The organism is Arthrobacter sp. T572, assembly GCF_056780115.1.
This window is the reverse complement of the sequence record NZ_JBRAZQ010000002.1, coordinates 3,253,219-3,271,438: the sequence shown is the minus strand read 5'-3', so window position 1 is coordinate 3,271,438 and position 18,220 is coordinate 3,253,219. Positions and strand designations below refer to the sequence as shown.

15 protein-coding genes are annotated in these 18,220 nt (G+C 64.8%); 4 read left to right on the top strand and 11 right to left on the bottom strand.

Annotation, left to right across the window (positions count from 1 at the left end; all coding sequences use genetic code 11):
* Positions 1 to 114: 114 nt before the first annotated feature.
* From ACUYMZ_RS16315 to ACUYMZ_RS16300, 4 genes are all read right to left on the bottom strand, one after another.
* Positions 115 to 348, bottom strand: a complete 234-nt coding sequence (locus ACUYMZ_RS16315; protein ID WP_481604526.1) for a hypothetical protein — start codon at positions 346 to 348, stop codon at positions 115 to 117.
* A gap of 183 nt (positions 349 to 531) precedes the next feature.
* Positions 532 to 1,134, bottom strand: coding sequence for a TetR/AcrR family transcriptional regulator (locus tag ACUYMZ_RS16310; protein ID WP_426003862.1), 603 nt, complete (start codon positions 1,132 to 1,134; stop codon positions 532 to 534).
* Between the two features lie 108 nt (positions 1,135 to 1,242).
* Positions 1,243 to 2,574, bottom strand: coding sequence for a phenylacetate--CoA ligase PaaK (gene paaK / locus ACUYMZ_RS16305; protein WP_481604522.1), 1,332 nt, complete (start codon positions 2,572 to 2,574; stop codon positions 1,243 to 1,245).
* Between the two features lie 7 nt (positions 2,575 to 2,581).
* Complete coding sequence (locus ACUYMZ_RS16300) at positions 2,582 to 3,043, bottom strand: hotdog fold thioesterase (RefSeq protein WP_426003860.1); 462 nt, start codon at positions 3,041 to 3,043, stop codon at positions 2,582 to 2,584.
* 108 nt (positions 3,044 to 3,151) lie between these two features.
* On the opposite strand from ACUYMZ_RS16300, the gene ACUYMZ_RS16295 reads away from it, so the two are divergent.
* Positions 3,152 to 3,715: a GNAT family N-acetyltransferase gene (locus tag ACUYMZ_RS16295; RefSeq protein ID WP_426003859.1), complete on the top strand. Its 564-nt coding sequence runs from the start codon at positions 3,152 to 3,154 to the stop codon at positions 3,713 to 3,715.
* Here ACUYMZ_RS16295 and ACUYMZ_RS16290 read toward each other — a convergent pair.
* The gene (locus ACUYMZ_RS16290; protein WP_481604519.1) at positions 3,708 to 5,261 is read right to left on the bottom strand and encodes a putative bifunctional diguanylate cyclase/phosphodiesterase; all 1,554 of its coding nucleotides are present in this window, start codon (positions 5,259 to 5,261) and stop codon (positions 3,708 to 3,710) included. The two genes, ACUYMZ_RS16295 and ACUYMZ_RS16290, sit on opposite strands and share 8 nt — an antisense overlap.
* Positions 5,262 to 5,332: 71 nt before the next feature.
* Positions 5,333 to 6,397, bottom strand: a complete 1,065-nt coding sequence (locus ACUYMZ_RS16285; protein WP_481604517.1) for a hypothetical protein — start codon at positions 6,395 to 6,397, stop codon at positions 5,333 to 5,335.
* Between the two features lie 106 nt (positions 6,398 to 6,503).
* On the opposite strand from ACUYMZ_RS16285, the gene ACUYMZ_RS16280 reads away from it, so the two are divergent.
* On the top strand, positions 6,504 to 6,671 hold the full coding sequence (locus ACUYMZ_RS16280; RefSeq protein ID WP_426003856.1) for a hypothetical protein: 168 nt from the start codon (positions 6,504 to 6,506) through the stop codon (positions 6,669 to 6,671).
* A 149-nt stretch (positions 6,672 to 6,820) separates the two neighbouring features.
* Here the strand turns inward: ACUYMZ_RS16280 and ACUYMZ_RS16275 are convergent, their stop codons facing one another.
* A complete protein-coding gene (locus tag ACUYMZ_RS16275) occupies positions 6,821 to 8,464 on the bottom strand; it encodes an ATP-binding protein (protein ID WP_481604513.1) in 1,644 nt (547 codons plus the stop codon).
* A 214-nt stretch (positions 8,465 to 8,678) separates the two neighbouring features.
* On the opposite strand from ACUYMZ_RS16275, the gene ACUYMZ_RS16270 reads away from it, so the two are divergent.
* Positions 8,679 to 9,062 (top strand): DUF7793 family protein, encoded by a 384-nt coding sequence (locus tag ACUYMZ_RS16270; RefSeq protein WP_426003854.1) that lies wholly within the window; start codon positions 8,679 to 8,681, stop codon positions 9,060 to 9,062.
* Between the two features lie 19 nt (positions 9,063 to 9,081).
* Positions 9,082 to 9,885 (top strand): class I SAM-dependent methyltransferase, encoded by an 804-nt coding sequence (locus ACUYMZ_RS16265; RefSeq protein WP_481604511.1) that lies wholly within the window; start codon positions 9,082 to 9,084, stop codon positions 9,883 to 9,885.
* 78 nt (positions 9,886 to 9,963) lie between these two features.
* Here ACUYMZ_RS16265 and ACUYMZ_RS16260 read toward each other — a convergent pair whose 3' ends face one another.
* From ACUYMZ_RS16260 to ACUYMZ_RS16245, 4 genes are all read right to left on the bottom strand, one after another.
* Positions 9,964 to 12,183: a S9 family peptidase gene (locus ACUYMZ_RS16260; protein WP_481604509.1), complete on the bottom strand. Its 2,220-nt coding sequence runs from the start codon at positions 12,181 to 12,183 to the stop codon at positions 9,964 to 9,966.
* Between the two features lie 72 nt (positions 12,184 to 12,255).
* Entirely contained in the window at positions 12,256 to 13,176 is a 921-nt protein-coding gene (locus tag ACUYMZ_RS16255; RefSeq protein WP_481604507.1) for a GGDEF domain-containing response regulator, read from the bottom strand.
* On the bottom strand, positions 13,173 to 16,337 hold the full coding sequence (locus tag ACUYMZ_RS16250) for a hybrid sensor histidine kinase/response regulator (RefSeq protein ID WP_481604504.1): 3,165 nt from the start codon (positions 16,335 to 16,337) through the stop codon (positions 13,173 to 13,175). Before ACUYMZ_RS16250 ends, ACUYMZ_RS16255 begins: the two co-directional genes overlap by 4 nt.
* A 94-nt stretch (positions 16,338 to 16,431) precedes the next feature.
* Positions 16,432 to 18,108 (bottom strand): alkaline phosphatase D family protein, encoded by a 1,677-nt coding sequence (locus ACUYMZ_RS16245; RefSeq protein ID WP_481604502.1) that lies wholly within the window; start codon positions 18,106 to 18,108, stop codon positions 16,432 to 16,434.
* Between the last annotated feature and the right edge of the window lie 112 nt (positions 18,109 to 18,220).

The window sequence follows — 18,220 nt, the reverse complement described above, 5'->3', positions numbered from 1 at the left end:
CGATCGACGGTTTTTGGTTGACGCTCTCTCACCGATCGCCGGTTTTTGGTTGACGCTCTCTCACCTAACTACGAAGCGCTTCCCGGAAGGGAAGCGTTTCGTAGTTCGGCTTGATCAGAGTTGATACTCGGCCTGCTGGCCGAGTGTTTCATGGATGCAGAAGTCCATGAACAAGGCGCACTTTTCTGCTTCGGCTGTACAGATGTGGTTTTCCGTCTTGAGGTCGGGCAGTCGTAGTCCTGGAACGCGACGCCCCTGGCTTTTCATCTCGGCAACCAGTTGCTCGATGTCGTGGACCTCAAAACCGAGTGCGGTATGGCTGGAGGAGGGCTTGATGCATTGTGCCACCTCCCACGCAAGAAGTCCTCGCTGGCCGCGACGCGGGAGACCTTACCAATTCGTGTCTGGTCTCGGGCCGACGTCGGTGAGAGAGGGTTGCGCCCAGTGGTGACTTTGGTGAGAGAGGGTTGCGCCCGGAGGTGACTTTGGTGAGAGAGGGTTGCGCCCAGAGGTGACTTTGGTGAGAGAGGGTCAGGCGGCGGCGTGGAGGCCGTCGAAGGCCATGGTGATGACGTCGTCGGCGAGCTTCTCCGGGGACAGCGATCCTCCGGGCTTGTACCACTCGACGATGGAGTTGATGGTGCCGAACAGCAACCGGGTGACGGTACGCGGATCGATGTCCTGGCGCAGGGAACCGTCCTCGCGGGCAGCAGAGATGAGCGCGGCCACCCGGTGGTCGAAGTTGCGGCGGCGTTCCAGGGCGTCCCGTTCGATGTCCGTGTTGCCCCGCAACCGCAGCAAAAGCGTGACGAACGGAAGCCGGTCCACCAGCACGGCAATGGTCTGCCGCAACACGAATTCAAGCCGGGCGTCGGCCGGGCCGGTCAGTGCGGCAGGTTGCTCAAGGATCGCCTCAAGTCCCCCCAGCGCATGATCCAGTGCGAGCTTCAGCAGGTCGCCCTTGGACGGCACATGGTGGTAGATGGCTGACTTCGAGATCCCGAGGTTCTCGGCCAGGATGCCCATGGACGTTGCGTCGTAGCCGTGGCGGTTGAAGACGTCGACGGCGATGCGGAGCACCGACTGCTGGTCGTAGCCGGGCCGTCCGCGCTTGGCTGTGGTCTCAGAAGGCATGGTGGCATTTTCTCACGATCTCTTGGCGGTCCGCCGTTCGGCGTCGCGGCATGTCAGGAGATTGCGGCGCCGCGTGCCCTGTAGGACACGCGGCGCCGCGTCAACAATTCAGCCCTTGGGCCGAAGGTCGTAGATCCGACGGAGCTTGCCGTTGGAGCGTTCCAGTGAGCCCGGTTCAACGACGTCAACGACGCAAGACGACCCGACATGGATCTTGATCTGCTCACGCAAGGTGTGGGCCGCCGTCGTACCTGCCTCAACCGGAACGGACTCGCGGCGCTCAATCCTGACCGTCAGCGAATCCATGCGCTTGCCCTCCGGGCGGGTGATTTCCAGCTGGAAATGTGGGCTGAGCTCCGGGATACGCAACGCGATTTCCTCGATCTGCGACGGGAAGAGGTTCACGCCGCGGAGGATGATCATGTCGTCGCTGCGTCCGGTGATGCGGCCCATGCGGCGGTGTGCCGGGCGGGCGGTGCCGGGGAGCAGGCGGGTGAGGTCCTTGGTGCGGTACCGGATGATCGGCAAGGCTTCCTTGGTCAGGGACGTAAAGACCAACTCGCCCGGTTCCCCATCGCCAAGGACCGTGGAGTGGTCGAACGGATCGATGATCTCAGGGCGGAAGTGGTCCTCCCAGATGTGGCAGCCGTCCTGGGTTTCAACGGCTTCGCCGGCGACGCCCGGACCCATGACCTCGGAGAGCCCGTAGATGTCCGAGGCCTTGATGTTCATGGTGGTTTCGAGTTCGTGGCGCATCTCCTCGGTCCAGGGCTCCGCGCCCAGAACGGCGTACTTGAGCGAGGTGGACGTGGGGTCGATGCCCATGTGCGCCATGGCATCGGCGATGGTCAGCAGGTACGTGGGCGTCGCCAGGATGGCATCCGGCTGGAAGTCCTGGATGAGCTGGATCTGGCGTTCGGTCTGGCCGCCGGACATCGGGATGACCGTGCAGCCAAGCGCCTCCGCGCCGGCGTGCGCGCCGAGTCCGCCGGTGAACAGGCCGTAGCCGTACGCGTTGTGGACCTTCATGCCGGGCCGCACGCCGGACGCGCGGAGCGAACGGGCCACCAGCGTGCCCCAGTTGGCGAGGTCGTTCTTGGTGTAGCCCACCACGGTGGGCCGTCCGGTGGTGCCCGAGCTGGCGTGGATCCGGGCAACCTCGTTCTGCGGCACGGCGAACATGCCGAACGGGTACTCCAGGCGCAGATCCTCCTTGGTGGTGAAGGGGAACTTGCCGAGGTCGCTGAGTTCGCGGAGATCTGTGGGATGCACCCCGGCTTCGTCAAACTTGCGCTTGTACAGCGGCACGCGGTCGTGGGCGTACGCGACAGTGTGCTGGAGCCGGCTGAGCTGCAGGGCCTCCAGTTCGTCCCGGGACATGGTTTCCTCGCGGTCCAGCAAGGGCGCGTCGGCAGGTGCGGCGACGGTGTTCTGGGTCATGGTGTTCCTACTTCTTGGAGATGGTGCGGCTGCGGCCACGGAACTCTGCAATGAGCTCTCCCGGCGCGTCGGTGGTGGGGTTGGCCGCTGCGTCGGCGGCGTAGAGCTGAATGTCGTACAGGCCGCTGCGGCCGGTACTCGCCCGGCGGTTCGCGACGGCGGTGATCACCTGGCCTTCGAAGGCCGGCTTGATGAAGTTAATATCGACGCCGGATGCAACCGTGATGTTGGCAGCTTCCTCGCGCGTTGGGTTGGCCGGGTTGCAGGCCAGTGCGAAGGCGGTGTCGCCGAAGGCGAAGATCATTCCGCCGTGGGCCATGCCGAAACCGTTGAGCATTTCCTGCCGGAGGGTCATGCGGATGGTGGCGTGGCCGTCGTCGAGCTTGAGTACCTCGATGCCCATCCATTCGGACGCGTAATCGTTGGTCAGGATGTGGTGCTGGGCACCGGAGAGGGTAGTTTCCACCATGCGTCATTGCCTCCAGCTTTATTTACCGAATGTTCATTAGGTAATCCCAGATCGGCCCAATAGTCAAGACTGCACACGGAACGGCGCTCGCCTAGTAGCCTCAAAGGCATGCCGGATATCGCGCTTCCCATCCTGACCGAACGGCTCATCCTCCGCCGGTTCGAGGCCGAGGACCTCGACCGCTTCCACGGCTACCAATCCCTGCCCGAAACGGCCCGGTTCCTGCTCCGGCCGGAACTGAGCAGGACAAAGTCCATGGAAGTGCTGGGCCGGTACGCCAACTTCGAATTCAAGCAGGAAGGGGACTGGGTCTGCCTTGCGATTGAACGCCAGGACAGACCCGGCCTGTTGGGCGAAGTGGTGCTCAAATGGCTGGAGGGGCCGGGCCAGGCGGAGGTCGGCTGGATCCTCCACCCGGATGCGAGGGGGCAGGGCATCGCCACGGAAGCGGCCGAGGCTGTCCTGGACCTGGCCTTCGGCCTCCTCGCCTTCCATCGCGTGGACGCGAAGCTCGACTCGCGGAACACCGGTTCTGCCGCGATCTGCAAGCGGATCGGCATGCGGCTGGAAGCCTCGTTGGTGGACATCTGGCACTACCGGGGACAGTGGGCCACGGAGGACATCTATGCCATCCTCGATTCCGAGTGGAGGGAGCGCCGCTCCGTCAGCTGATGGGCCATGTCTTGTGGTGTTTCAGCTGCTCCGTGAGGTCCGCCGCCGGCAGGGGACGGCTGAAGAAGTACCCCTGTCCGCTGGTGCAGCCGATGCTGAGCAGGTAATCAGCCTGCTCCTCGGTCTCGATGCCCTCCCACACAGCATTAAGGCCGCAAGCGCGGATCAACTGCAGGACCGCCGCCAGAAGGGCCGGCTGTGAGGGATCGCTGCCCAACGCGGCCAGCAGCGTCCGGTCCACCTTGACCGCGTCCACGGGCAGCCGGCGGAGGTAACTGATGGACGAATAGCCGGTCCCGAAGTCATCGATTTCCAGCCCGACGCCCAGGCGGCGCAGGCTGTTCAGGGTGTAACGATCGAGGTCGTTGCCCTGAATCACCGCGCTTTCCGTCAGTTCCAGCACCAGCAACGACGGGTCCAGCCCGGCCTCCGCCAGGGCGTCCCGGACGTCCTCCACGAACTCCAGCCGCTGCAGGTCGGCTGCGGAAACGTTGATGCGCATGGTGAAGTTGTGGCTCGCCGTGAGGGGGTCGCTGCGCCATTGCTGCAACTGCCCGACGGCGGTGCGCAGCACCCAGCCGCCCAGATCGGAAATCATTCCGGTCTCCTCGGCGATGGGAATGAACTCGTCCGGCATGATGATTCCACGCCTGGGATGTTTCCAGCGCACCAACGCCTCCACGCCTTCGATTCCGCGCGTGTCGAGGCGGATGATCGGCTGGTAGTTGAGAATCAGCTGGGATCCGGCAATTGCTTCCTTGAGGTCGCCAACCAGCTGGTTGCGAAGCTGCCGGGCATGCAACATGGCGGGCTGGAAGATCTTGAGCTTGCCCTTGCCGTCCGTCTTGGACTCGTACATGGCGATATCGGCTTCCATCATGAGGTTCTGCGCGCTCTGGCCGGCTTCGGCCATGCGCAAACCCATGCTGGCGCCGCAACGGAGATGCTCGCCGTCGATCTCCATGGGACTGTCCAAGGCGGCAAGGACGCGGTTGCCGATGGACGTGGCCGTGGAAGGAGTGACGTTGTGCAGGAGGATAGCGAACTCATCCCCGCCCATGCGGGCCACCATGTCCTGTTCCCGGACGGCGCCGCTGATGCGTCGCGCCACGGTTTCCAGCACGATGTCCCCGATGGTGTGGCCCAGCGAGTCGTTGATCGCCTTGAAGCCGTTCATGTCCAGCAGGAGGATGGCCGGGCGCTGGCTGCCGTTGTGGCCGGTCTCCTGGGCATCGGACAGTGCGTCGGCAAAGGCGGAGCGGTTGCTGAGGCCAGTGAGGGGATCGGTCATGGCCATGAGCTGCATCTCGCGGTGGGCGTCATGGAGCTGCTGGGTCCGGGCCGCCACCCGCTGTTCCAACTCGGCGTAGATGATCTGGAGATCCTCTGCCAGGAGGTTGGTGCCCATGATCACGGCGTCGATCTCATCGCGGGCGTCGGATACTTCGATCCTGGCGTTAAGGTCCCCCGCGGCCAGTTTGACGATGCCGTCCAGGAGCAAGCCCAGGCGCGGATCATTGCCTGAATAGGTGTTGCTCTCGGACATGTTCACCCCCGTGTGCCAAGCCTAGCTTTCCACACATCCCGTTCAACAGGCCCGTGCGGCAGGCTGGCTCCTCAGTCGTCCCGGGCAGGGAGATCCCCGGCACTGTCTCCGGCCCCCACAGCGTCCCGAAGGTAGTCACGGACGGCTGCGCTGCGTTCGGGAAGGGCGGCCTGGTCAAAAAGCTTCACGGTCTGGTCGAACGTGGCCACCGCTTCGTCCAATCGCCCCAGCCCCACCAGCGTGCGGGCCAGCAGGAAGTGCGCTTCCGCGGAAGTTTGGGTGGCCAGGATGGAGGAGCGGGCGCACAGCGGCTCGAGGATGTCCAGGGCAGCTTGGTACAGCTTGTTGAGATAGTTCCAGTGCGCCCGCACCAGGGACATTTCCAGATGGTCGCGCTCCGAACCGCCAACAATGTCCGTGGCGAGCTCCGCCCGTTCGATGCAGCGCAGGGTGGCAGCGTCGCTGAGCTTGGCCTGGAGCCGCATTTCGGCAGATGCCCGGTTGAACCTTGCCCACAGGTCCACGTCCTTGGAAGGCGAGAGCCGTTCAGCTGCGAGATCGTGGTACAGGCCGCCGTCGGAAACCCGTTCGGCGAGGAAAGCGACATTGCCGATCACCCAGTAGCCCTTACCCGCTGTGTCCTCGTCGACGTCGGTCAGCAGGTTCTCCAGTTCCAGGCATTCCCGCCAGGCATCATCCAGCAGGCGGCTTTCGGCGAGTGCCGCGATCAATGCCCGCTGGGCGAGGATCTGGACATAGAGGAGATCCGGGTCGCGGGCAGCCAGTTTTGCGGCCTCCGACGCTGTCACGGCCGCCTCAGCGAGCCGCCCGAGTCCTTGCAGACCGACGGCGACCATGGTGCCCGCCTTCGCGCCGAGTTCGGGTGAAGCAGCCGTCAGTGGATGCCCGTTCAGTTCACTGGCAAGGCTGAGGTATTCCTCGATCCTGCCCTGGTCCCGGCGGCATTCAGCCCGCAGGTACTGCATGTCCCACCACGATTGGTCGTCTCCTGCGGCACTGGCCAGGCCGCTGGCTTCTCCCGCCAAACGGAAAGCTTCGTCGAAGTCCCGTTCCTTCCACTTCGCGCGTGCAGTGAGTCCTGCTGCGAGGTGGGGCGAAAGATTGGGACTCTGCATGAGCCCATTATCCATGTCATTGCAGAAGAAAAGCTCGTATAGTTTGCCCCGTGACTTTATTCAAGTCACACACGGAAATTCGCATCAGAACGAAAGGGCACAGCGGATGAAGAAATTTGCGGCAACACTGCTCATGGCAGCAGTCCTGGCAGTCACCGGACTCGCTGCTCCGGCTAATGCCGAGCCTTCGCAGGACAGCACGGCAATCGGCTGGTGGCCGAACAGCACTACCACCAAGACGAACACCACCAGCATTGGTTGGTGGCCGAACTAAATCTGGGGGAGCGCCTTTTAGGCCACATGACTCAAACTGATGCCCTGGGCTTGCGAGCCCGGGGCATCAGTTTTATTTCGTTGAATGTCGAAGATTAGTGACCGTGTCCGTCAGGGCAGACCGTGCTGCATGACAGTCTTGTCAAAGGCCTACGGGCCGCCAACGGGCAATTCCACTGACACCGTGGTGCCGGCCCCGAGGGTCGAGTCGAGGTCCAGCCGTCCCATGTGGCGGCTGACGATATCGTGGGCGATCGCCAGGCCAAGTCCGCTGCCGGGTACGGCGGCAGCCGTGGCGTTGGATGCCCGGAAGAAGCGCGTAAAGATATGCGGGAGGTCGTGCTCGGGTATGCCGAGCCCTGTGTCAGCGACCCGCACCAGTGCTGCCCGTCCGCCGTCTTCGGACGCCGACAGCAGGCTCGTGATTCCGACCCTTCCGCCTTCGGGTGTGAACTTGATGGCGTTGGCCACGATGTTGGTGAAGACCTGTTCCAGCTTCGCTTCGTCGGCAGTGACCTCAATGTCCTCCGCTGCCTCCGTGAAGGAAACAGAGACGTGCCGCGACTCGGCCAGCGGACGAAGCGTCGCCACCACCACCTGGAGCAGTTTGTCGATGTCCACCGGCTTGAGGTCCAGGTTGCTGCCGTCCTGCATCGAAACCGTGAGCATGTCTTCGATGAGCCGGCGCAGGCGGTCCGAGTTCCGTGCGATGACTTCCAGCATCTTGTTGATGCCCTCAGGGACGGGACCGCCGGAGCCGTCACGGATCATGTCCAGGTAAGCGGTGATGGAAGTGAGGGGCGTACGGAGTTCGTGGTTGACCGTGGCAAGGAAGTCGGTCTTTGCCTTGTCCAGCTGCCGGAGCTGGTGGAGGACCCGCTGCTGGGCGCTGATGAGGTGGCCCTGGATAAGCCCGTGGGCCACATTTCCGGCCACGTGCTGCATGAGGGCGATTTCGGGCCGGGTCCAGTCGTGTCGGCGTTGTTCCGTGGCCAGGAGAATGATGCCCAGCGCGGTGGCACCTTCGCCTACCGGGAGGATCACGGACGACACGGGGTTGAGCTCAGGGGACCAGTCCTTGATCGCCCTGGTGACTTTCGCTTCGGGCTCCGCGCGGTGGTCGCTGACGGCAAGGACGTCAGCTTCGGTCCATAGCCTGTTGGTGGCTTCGACGATGATGCCTTCGTTACCGCCCAGCCGCGACGGGAACTGGGTGACGCCGTCGCGGTTCCATTGGGCGCGGATGGTGGGGACCCGCTCGTCACGGAACGTCGCAAACCACACGTGGTCCATGTCCAGCGCCTCACCAAAGCCGCGGACCACATGGTCGGCGATGAGTTGGGGATCGTTGGTTTCCCGGATCGCCGAGGAGACGTTGCGCAGGCTTTCACGGAGGGCTTCGATTTCGCCCCGTGACCGGGACCGCTCCTTGGACCGCCCAATCAGCGTGTTGACCCGGTGTACCAGCTCGTCCGGGCGGACGGGGTTGATCACGTAGTCCACCACGCGCCAGGCTTCGGCTTCTTCGAGATCCACGGAGTCGCCGGCGTCCAACAACAGGAGGACCGGAATGCCGGGGCTCCTGAGTCCGTGCCCCAACGCATTTTCCAGGATCAGCACGTCGGCCACGTTGTGGTCCAGCTGCACTACCAAGGACTCCGCATTCGATGCCGGGAAGATATCGAAGCCGGCGGCACTGAGGGTGGCCGTAATGAAGGCCATGCGTTCGGCATCGGAATCCGCCACCACCGCGGAGCGGGAAACGTGCTGCACTTCGGCCCCGTTCGTCTCCACTGAGCCCCTTCCGCCACAACTGTCGTTCCACGGTAAATCCAGATTTGGCAACACACTATCAGCGCAATTGGGGCGAGCGGACGTGTCACGCCAAAACGCGGTTTATTGCGTGGTGCGGGCCTGCCTTTACTTTGCCGCATGGATTGGCGAGCCTAGGAAGTGCCAACAAGGGGAGGCCCCCGCTGCCCCTTTCCACCACGCGATGAGGAGCCCAGTGGATCAGCCCGGAACACCCCAGGACCACCAGCAGGTGGAATTCGATCTGGTCCTTGAAGAGTCGGGCGTGCTTCGGTTGACGTGGCCACGAGGTGCCCGCATCAAGGAAGATGACGCGCAGCGGGCCATGGACCGGGTGAACGAGCTCTGCGGCACTGACAGGCACCCCATGATCGTGGACATGGCCACCACCGACGATGTCACCCGAGGCGCCCGTTCCGTCTTCGCCAAGCCGTGCCAGGCTTCCAGCATTGCTTTGTGGGGCGCGTCCCCGGTGGACAGGGTCATCGCCAACTTTTTCCTGGGCATCATGAAACCGCCGTGCCCCACCCGCTTTTTCACTGACGAAACAGAAGCGCTGGCGTGGCTGAAAGAGCAATAGCGGCACATATATTGGGAGGATGCTCGCAGCCCTGAAGAAGTACCTGCTGATTCCCCGGCTCATCAAGCTTTCTTCCGCAGCGCCGAAAGATCCGCGCACGGCCTGGGACAAGTACTGGGGCGATGTCCGGACCACGGGGGCCACGGGGGATGTCCTGTGGGATTCGGGCAGTTCCCATGAGCTGGAGGGCTACCTGCCCACGTTGGCGCAGCTGGATCCGTCCTTGCCGGTGGTGGACGTAGGTTGTGGCCACGGAAGCTACACCCGGCTCCTGTCCAAACACTTCCCCCACGCTCTGGGACTCGACTACGCCGCCAACGCTGTGGACCGGGCACGCCGGGAGTCCACGGATTTCCCGGCGACGTCCTACGCTGTGTGCGACATGACAGCGCCTGACGCTGCACGAATCGTCGCGGACGCCCTTGCGGAGGCAGGCACCGGAGGCGACGCCAACGTCTTCATCCGGGGAGTCCTCCACGTGCTGGACCCCAAGGGCAGGGCGGCGTTGGCAGCGAACCTGCTGCCCGTCGTCGGGAAACGCGGCAGCGTCTTCCTGGCCGAGACCAACTTCCGCGGCACCCCGGTGGATTACGTCACGCACCTGGGCGCCACGCGCCATTCCATTCCCGCTCCGCTTGAGTGGGCCATCAGGGGCTTGCCCATGCCGGGCCGTTTTGGTGCGGCGCAGCGGGCCAAAGCATTCCCGGCGCCGGACTGGACCGTTGTGGAGGAAGGCTCGGCGAACATCGAGACCCGCCCGCTGAGCAACCCTTCCTCCCCGGACGTGATCCCCGGCTACTACGCCGTCCTCCGCCCCCGTTAAACCAACTGGGTCGCATTTGTGCGCGTTTTCACGGCTCTAAACGCGCACAAGTGCGACCCAGTTGGGTGAGGGGGGAGGTTACTTGAGGCCGGCGCCTGGGAGCAGTTTGGTGGCGCCGAGGGAGTCCGCCACGAACGCGTAATCCCAGGCCCGCTCGCGCCATTGCACGTACCGGCCGGAAGCTCCGCCGTGGCCACCGTCCATCTCGATCTTCATGACGATCGGCTCGGAACCAGTAGACACGGCCCGCAATGCCTGCACCCACTTGGCCGGTTCCACGTACAGCACCCGGGTGTCGTTGAAGGACGTAACAGCGGCGATCTTCGGGTAGGCCACGGAACGCACGTTCTCGTACGGGGTGTAGGACTTCATGTATGCGTACGCTGCCGGGTCGGTGATGGGGTTGCCCCACTCCTCCCACTCCAGGGCGGACAGCGGAAGCTCCGGGTCCAGGATCGTCGTCAGGGCGTCAACGAACGGCACCTGGGCCACCACGGCTGCGTACTTCTCCGGTGCCATATTGGCCACGGCGCCCATCAGCAAGCCACCGGCGGAGCCACCCATCGCAGCAATGCGGGACGGATCCACCCACCCCGAGGAAGCCAGCCAGTCGGTAGCAGCGATGAAGTCGGTGAACGTGTTCTTCTTGGTGAGCTTCTTGCCGTCCTCGTACCAGTGCCGGCCGAGCTCGCCGCCACCACGGATGTGCGCAATGACCATCACGATTCCGCGGTCCAACAGGGACAACCGGGCCACTCCGAAACCGGGATCCATGCTCATCTCATACGAGCCATACCCGTACACCAGGCCGGCGGCTGTGCCATCCTGCTTGACCGAGACGTGCCTCAGCACGGACAGCGGAACCCGGGTGCCGTCGTCGGCGGTTGCCCATTCACGGGTGGCGACGTAATCGCTGGGAGAGTAGCCGCCCAGCACGGGGCTCTCCTTGCGGAGCAGCAGCTCACCAGCGGGCTTGTCCGGCGTGGGCAACACGAAGTCGTACACCCGCGACGGCGTGAAGTAGGACGTGTAGCCCATGCGGATCACCGGAGCTTCGTAGTCCGAACCGGATACGCCTGCCGTGTAGAGCTCTTCGTCGAAAGCCGGCTCCACGGGCGATGCCTGCCCTGCCGTACCGAGACCGGCGAGCGGCAGTACCTGGACGCGCTCGATGGTGTCCTTGCGGATGGACAGTACCAGGTGGGTGGACGTGACGCCCGCGCCGTTGACGCGCACTTGGTCGGAATGCCCGACGACGGTACGCCAGTTTTGCTCCGACAGCGGCTTGGCCAGTTCTTCCGGATCAACCAGGCTCACCATGGAATTGATGGCGTCCTTGTTGTGGGTGACCAGGAGGGTCTCGCGGCCGTCCAGGAGGAAGGGCTCGGCCTCGTAAAGGAGGCGTTCGTCGCGGGAGATGACCGTGGCCAGGCCGGCGTCGTAGTCGTCGAAGCGCAGCAGACGGGTTTCGCTGAACTCGGAGCACCCGATGCTGAGCACCAGGTGACGCCGGTCGGAGGCGAGGTCGAAGCCCAGCCACATGGCGACGTCGTCTTCCTGGTACAGCACCTCATCATCGGCGACCGGGGTGCCCAGGACGTGCGACTTCACCTGGTACGGACGCCATGAATCATCCACCACCGTGTAAAACAGGCGTGTGCCGTCGGGGGAGAAGGCCACACCGTAGAAGATGTTCTCGATGACGTCCGGCAGGAGTTCGCCGGTGCGGAGGTCCTTGATGCGCAGCGTGAAGCGCTCGTCCCCGGAGTTGTCCACCGCGTAGGCGTAAAGGTTGCCGTCGATCGTGACCGCGGCGCCGCCGACGCTGAAGAAGGGTTGGCCCTCGGCCTCCACGTTGCCGTCCAGGAGGACCTGCTCACCTTCGATGGAGATTACCGGCTCCACCACGGGCGGCGTCCAATCGGCCACACGGTCGCCGGTGTCCTGGGCGCGGACGCGGCACTGGATACTGTATTCCTTGCCTTCCACCGAGCGGCTGTAGTACCACCAGCCGTCCTTGCGGTTGGGCACCGACAGATCCGTCTCCTGGGTGCGGCCCTTGATTTCCTGGAACATTGCCTCGCGGAGCTGTTCCTGGTGCGCGGTGACGGCTTCCTGGTAGGCGTTCTCTGCCTTGAGGTGCTCTATGACCTCGTCCGATTCCTTGTCCCGCAGCCATTCGTAGTGATCGATGAACACGTCGCCGTGGTGTTCGCGACGGGCAGGGACGCGTTTGGCGACAGGGGGCTGGACGGAGGAACCCGGGGCAGGAGCAGGCGCGGAGGAAGTGTGGCTCATGGGGCCACTCTATCGCCCAACTGACTGGCACCAGGGGTTGTTCCCAGCGCTCAGAACAACCCCTGGTGCCAGTCAGTTGGGGGAGGAGCCCTGAGTGGACACGGCCACCCGGTTCCGTCCCGACGCCTTGGCTGCGTACAGGGCAAGGTCGGCCTCCTTGAGGAGCTGCTCCGTCCCAGCCCGGTGCCCTTCGGTGTACGCTGCGACCCCGGCGCTGATGGTCAGCACCCCGTCCGGATCCCCTGAATGCTCGATCTGCAGCGCATGCACCGCGGACCGGACCCGCTCCAGGACCACCTCGGCCCCCGAGGACGTCTGATCCCGCAGGACCAACAGGAACTCCTCGCCCCCGAACCGGTACACCGCGTCCGAGGCCCGGACTTCCGCCGCCAGCGTCGAGGCGATCGTGGCCAGCGCAGCATCACCGGCCTGGTGACCGTAGAGATCGTTGTAGCTCTTGAAGTTGTCCACGTCCACCATGGCCAAACAGTAGTCACCCGGCCCGGCCGAGGTATGCAGCCCGGCCAGGTCCTCCGTCAGCTTGAGCCGGTTGTGCAGCTTGGTCAGCGGATCCGTCCGTGCCTGCTCGGTCAGCGCCGAACGGTACCGGGCCAGATCGGCATGCAGCGAAGTAATCCGTTGCGCGGCCAGCAGACGGATATGCAGGTTGAAGGGGTCCAACGGTTTGGTGACGTAATCATCCGCGCCGGCCTCCATGCCTGCCAGGACGTCTTCGCGGGAGCCATGGGACGTCACCAGGATCACGTAGGTGTAGCTCTCGTCCTCGGCGGACCGGATCGCCCGGCACAGATCCAGTCCGTTCATGCCCGGCATCATCAGGTCGGTCACCACGGCCTCCGGACTGTGGACCTGGAACAGTTCCCATGCGGAGTCACCGTCCACGGCCACGATGCACTCGTGGCCCGACTGCTCCACCGCGGCCTTGGTGATCATCCGGGAGATCAGTTCATCATCAGCGATCAGGACTTTCATGAAGCTCCCAACACCACACGCGCAAGCGCCCGGTCCACACGGTCCAGTTCATGGTGGAGTTCCTGGAGCAGCGGGGCTCCGGCAGTCTCCAACCCGGGCTCGGCTGCCCGGCCCAGGGCCTCCAGTTCCTTCGCCAGCCCGGCAGCGCCCACGGCGCCGATATTGCCCGCCGCTCCGGACAACTTGTGCGCCGCGGACTGCAGCGCCCTGGCGTCGTTCCCGGCCAACGCGGCGGCCAGGTTCTCCAAGGACGCACTGGATTCTGTCCGGAAGGCCGTGATCGCGTCCGGCAGCAAACCCGGACCCAGCGACCGCAGCAGCTCCAGGCGGTCCTGATCCAGCACCGCGTCGTCGCCTGCCGCTGTCACGCCAGTGCCCGACGCCGGTGCTGCCGCCGGCTGCGGCGCGGCACCACCCGCCGGTGCTGCCGCCGGCTGAGGCTCGGCACCACCCGCCGCGGCACCCGCCGCAGCGTCACCCGCGACCGGGCCGTCCGGCGTCGTACTTTCCGCGGAGTTGGCCGAAGCAGCGGCCGGCTGCGGCACCCACGTGGCCAGGATTTCGCCGAGTTTGTCCACGTCGACGGGTTTGCTGATGTAGTCGTCCATTCCGGCGGCGAAGCAGCGCTCGCGGTCTTCGTTGAGGGCTCCGGCCGTCATGGCAATGATGGGGATGCGTGGGCGGCCGGCGTCCCGGGCGCGGATGGTGCGGGTGGCTTGGAACCCGTCCATGACCGGCATGTGGCAGTCCATCAGGACTGCGGCGTAATCCCCGGTGAGGGTGGCCTCCACTGCCTGCGCGCCGTCGTTGACGATGTCCACTTCGTATCCCAGCCGCTGGGCCATGCCACGGGCCACCAGTTGGTTGACCTCGTTGTCTTCCGCTACCAGGAGCCTGCCGTGGAGCTGCGCGGGCCGTTCGAAGACAGGGGCGTGGGCGACGGCGCGTGGCGCTGTCTTGGTGGCAACGAGCCGGAGCAGCCGGTTGTAGAACTCGGAGCTGCGGACCGGTTTGGTGAGGTACTCGCGGATTCCGGCGGAGGTGAGGTCAGCCTTCTCCACGGCCATGGTGGAGGTCAGGAGGATGATGCCGGGCGCTGGGTTGCCGTTGCTTTCCGCCTTGATCAGGCGGGCCAGTTCCAAGCCGTCTGTGTCGGGCATGCACATGTCCACCACGGCGAGGTCGTAGGGAGCGCTGGCCGTGGCTGCCGCGTGGTATTCCTCCAAAGCGGCGTTCGCATCGGGTACTGCCACGGGGACCATGCCCCAACTGGCCAGCTGCGTTTCCAGGACCAGCCGGTTGGTGGCGTTGTCATCCACCACCAGGACTTTCCGGCCTGCCAGTGTCGCGGGCAGGGCGGTTGTTTCTATTGGTGCCGGGCCCACGGGCAGTTCCAGGACGAACCAGAATTTGCTGCCCTTGCCGACCTCGCTGTCCAGGCCGATCTGCCCGCCCATGACTTCGGTGAGCCGGCGTGAAATGGCCAGTCCCAGGCCGGTACCGCCGTAGCGGCGGGTGGTGGAGGCGTCGGCCTGGGCGAAGGACTCGAAAAGCCGGTGGTGGTCCTCAGGGCTGATGCCGATGCCGGTGTCGCGGACCTCGAACCGCAACCGGGCGTCCTTTCCCTCCTGTTCCAGCACGGAGACCTGGATTTCCACTTCCCCGGAGGGGGTGAACTTGACCGCGTTGGAGGACAGGTTCAGCAGGATCTGCCGGATGCGCCCGGGGTCGCCCATGAGCCGTTCCGGCACGTCCGGGTGGCAGTAGGAGATCAGCTCCAGGTCCTTGCTTTGCGCGGCCTCCGCCACCAGCCCGGCAACTTCTTCCACGAGCTCCCGCGGATCGAAGGCGGTAACGTCCAGGTCCACCTTGCCGGCTTCCAGCTTGGAGAAGTCCAGGATGTCGTTGATGAGTGTCAGCAGGACCTCGCCGGCACCCTTCACGCCCTGTGCGTACTGGCGTTGGGCTTCGCTGAGCTCGGTGTCCATCATGAGCGAGGTCAAGCCGATCACGGCGTTGAGCGGTGTGCGGATTTCGTGGCTCATGGTGGCCAGGAACTCGGACTTGAGGCGGCTTGCCTCCAGGGCGTCCTCGCGGGCGTCGAGCAGTTCGGCGGTGCGCTCGGTGACCTTGGATTCCAGCTCGCTGGTGAGCGTGACGTTTTCGACGACGATCAGCACCTGCCGCACGACGACGAACGCCACCATCAGCAGGCCCGTGACTAAGAGGATGGGATCGTTTCCTACGGCACGTCCGGGGATGAAGAACACCGCGCTGAACACGGGAAGGTACGGGAGCAGCTCCAGCATCGCGGCGTACGCGCGGCCATCCTTCCTCGCGGTACCTGTCTCCCGGACCAGGGGACTGAGGCCCACCAGCAGGAAGGCGAGGACCCAGCCCAGCGTGAGGGGTGAACCCGTGACACCGGTGATGCCCTCGATCGTGAACCGTACATAAATGAGGTCCGTGATGGCCAGGATCCAGAATCCCACCCCCAGGCAAAGCCAGGGGAGCCGCCGCCCGCGGGCTGCCCGCATGGTCAGGACGATCACCACGGACACCATGAGAACGTCGGCGATCGGGTAGGCCATCTGCGTGGCCTGCGCCAGCGGATCCTGTTCCGTCCCGCCGGCGATCGTTCCAAGGAGCGAGGTCCAGACGATGAAGAACATGGAGCTTGCCACCACCCCCGCATCCAGGATGGTGCGCCGGACAGGGAGCCTGAGTCCTTGCCCACGCAGCAGCAGGACCAGCCCGATCGCCGTGGGCAGCGCGTACCAGACAAAACCTACATCCGCGAACGAAGGGAAAGGGTATTGGTGGTCGAGGGTGATTCCGTTCAGGGTCCAGATGGCTTGGCCGGCACTCCACACGGCGAGGCCGGCCACCACGAACCAGCGGGCCAGCACGGTGTTGTGGACCACCGGGCCGCGCTTGACCTCCGCATGGTGCTTGAACGCAGCCCGTGCGTGGACCACAAGGGCGGTCAACACCGCGGTGAGGATGGCAAGGTCGCCGGTCAGTTGCGCAGTGGCCGTCCCGATACCGCTGGCGAACATGATGGTCAGCAGAACGGCACACACGCCGGCGGCCGTCACGAACAGTGGCAGGCCTTTCCCTGCCGGGCGCGCTGAAGGAACCCCGTGCTTCACTCCTGCCACTGAACCCCCGCTTCCAAGAGTGGCCCCACCAAAAGCGAACGACGCGTCTATCCCTTGCGCTGAGGAGAGCATACGCCAGCGGCCATGCCCCCGCCTACCGCTCCGGGGTCAGGACCTTCGTAAAGATCACCGTGCCGTTGGCATTCCGCAAGCTCACTGTGAAGGTGCCGTCATCGGAAAGGTCCACGTGCCCGAAGTACTGGTTCTCGCCGTCCCGCGGTGATTCGCCCGGGAACCGTCCGGCACGGGAGAACACCACCTCGGGTCCGAACGTCCCGTCCATGTCGTTCGGGCCGAAGGACCCTGCGTTGATGGGGCCGGCCACGAATTCCCAGAACGGGTCAAAGTCCGTGAACGACGCCCGTTCCGGGGAGTAGTGGTGGGCCGCGCAGTAGTGCACGTCAGCGGTCAGCCAGACGATGTTCTTCACTCCGGACTTCTTGAACGCCGACAGCACGGCCGCGATTTCCAACTCACGGCCGAGCGGCGCTCCCGGATCCCGGTTGGCCAGGCTCTCCTGGTTCACGGCGCCGTCGGGAACGATGATGCCCAACGGCAGGTCCGCGGCGATCACCTTCCACGTGGCCTTGGACTGCCGGACTTCCTTGATCAGCCAGTCAACTTGTTCCTGGCCGAGGATGCTGGTGGCGTAGGGTTCCTTGCCGTCCGTGTTGGGGGACTTGAAGGTCCGCATGTCCAGGCTGAAGATGTCCAGCTGCGGTCCGCGGGGAATCTTCCGGTAGATGCGTGCGGGTTGGTACTGCCCGCCGTCGAACGTTCCAGGGCGCCACAGCGCCGCGGAGTCCGCGAGCGGCATGTTCTCCTGCCACGCCTGGCGGCCGCGTGCGGCGAGCACATTGACGTTGCGTTCGGTGTAGCGGGGGTCGTCCAGGATTTCGCCGGGGTACCAGTTGTTGGTGGTTTCGTGGTCATCCCACTGGGCGATCACAGGGACATCGGCGAACATGGCGCGCATGTTGGCATCGAGTGAGTTGTAGCGGTGGCGTCCGCGGTATTCCTTGAGGGTTTCGGCGACTTTGGAGACTTCCTCGGTGACGATATTCCGCCACACCTGGCCGTCCTTCTCGGTGACGGTGGCGGCGATGGGGCCGTCGGCGTAGACGGTGTCGCCGGAGTGGATGAAGAAGTCCGGGTTGGTGCGGTGCATGGCCGCGTAGCCGCGCCTGCCGCCGAGTTCCTCGTTGATGCCCCAGCCCTGGCCGGCGGTGTCGCCGGTCCAGACGAACGATTGGGAGCCCGACGCCGGCCTGCCGCCTTCGCGCCCGCCGTCCGTACCGCCGTCGTGCTTTCCGTGGGTGGCTCCGGGTGCGGTGCTGAAGGTCCCGTGCACGGCTTCTCCTGCGCCGTTGTCGTCTTCGAAGTTCAGCTCAAGCTTGAAACGGGTGCCCGCGGGGAGTCCCTTGCCATGGATCTTGGCGGTGAAGTCGCTGGCCTCGGTGGCCAGGGGGCCGCGGATGGTGCGGCTGAAGCCGTAGCGCCCGCGGAGGATTTCCCCGGCGCTGTCGATCGCCTGGAGCGTGGCGGTCATCCTGCCCGGACCGGAGGCGCGGGACCAGAGAACGGCGGAGTCCGTGGTGACGTCACCGGTGGCGATGCCCGTGGGGAGGGTGAGCCGCTTGCGGACCAGCGGGATTGCCGTGGGGGCAGCGGAAGCCGGGGCGGTTCCGGCGGCGGTTCCGGCGGCGAGCCCGGCCATGGTGAGACCGGCGAGGGACGTTTTGACGAGGGTGCGGCGTGAGAAGTCAGTCATGCCGTCTACTTTTGCCAGCCGCCGTGAACAGAGGGTGAGCCTGAGGTGAAGCCAAAAGGTTGACTGAAATCACCCGCTCCGCATATTCTGAACGAACGGTCGGTAATTTATT

Coding starts and splice junctions, on each gene's coding strand:
- ACUYMZ_RS16290 (WP_481604519.1), bottom strand. CDS start 5,261: ATGTCCGAGAGCAACACCTATTCAGGCAATGATCCGCGCCTGGGCTTG.
- ACUYMZ_RS16300 (WP_426003860.1), bottom strand. CDS start 3,043: ATGGTGGAAACTACCCTCTCCGGTGCCCAGCACCACATCCTGACCAAC.
- ACUYMZ_RS16260 (WP_481604509.1), bottom strand. CDS start 12,183: ATGAGCCACACTTCCTCCGCGCCTGCTCCTGCCCCGGGTTCCTCCGTC.
- ACUYMZ_RS16265 (WP_481604511.1), top strand. CDS start 9,082: ATGCTCGCAGCCCTGAAGAAGTACCTGCTGATTCCCCGGCTCATCAAG.
- ACUYMZ_RS16245 (WP_481604502.1), bottom strand. CDS start 18,108: ATGACTGACTTCTCACGCCGCACCCTCGTCAAAACGTCCCTCGCCGGT.
- ACUYMZ_RS16255 (WP_481604507.1), bottom strand. CDS start 13,176: ATGAAAGTCCTGATCGCTGATGATGAACTGATCTCCCGGATGATCACC.
- ACUYMZ_RS16280 (WP_426003856.1), top strand. CDS start 6,504: ATGAAGAAATTTGCGGCAACACTGCTCATGGCAGCAGTCCTGGCAGTC.
- ACUYMZ_RS16310 (WP_426003862.1), bottom strand. CDS start 1,134: ATGCCTTCTGAGACCACAGCCAAGCGCGGACGGCCCGGCTACGACCAG.
- ACUYMZ_RS16295 (WP_426003859.1), top strand. CDS start 3,152: ATGCCGGATATCGCGCTTCCCATCCTGACCGAACGGCTCATCCTCCGC.
- ACUYMZ_RS16285 (WP_481604517.1), bottom strand. CDS start 6,397: ATGCAGAGTCCCAATCTTTCGCCCCACCTCGCAGCAGGACTCACTGCA.
- paaK (WP_481604522.1), bottom strand. CDS start 2,574: ATGACCCAGAACACCGTCGCCGCACCTGCCGACGCGCCCTTGCTGGAC.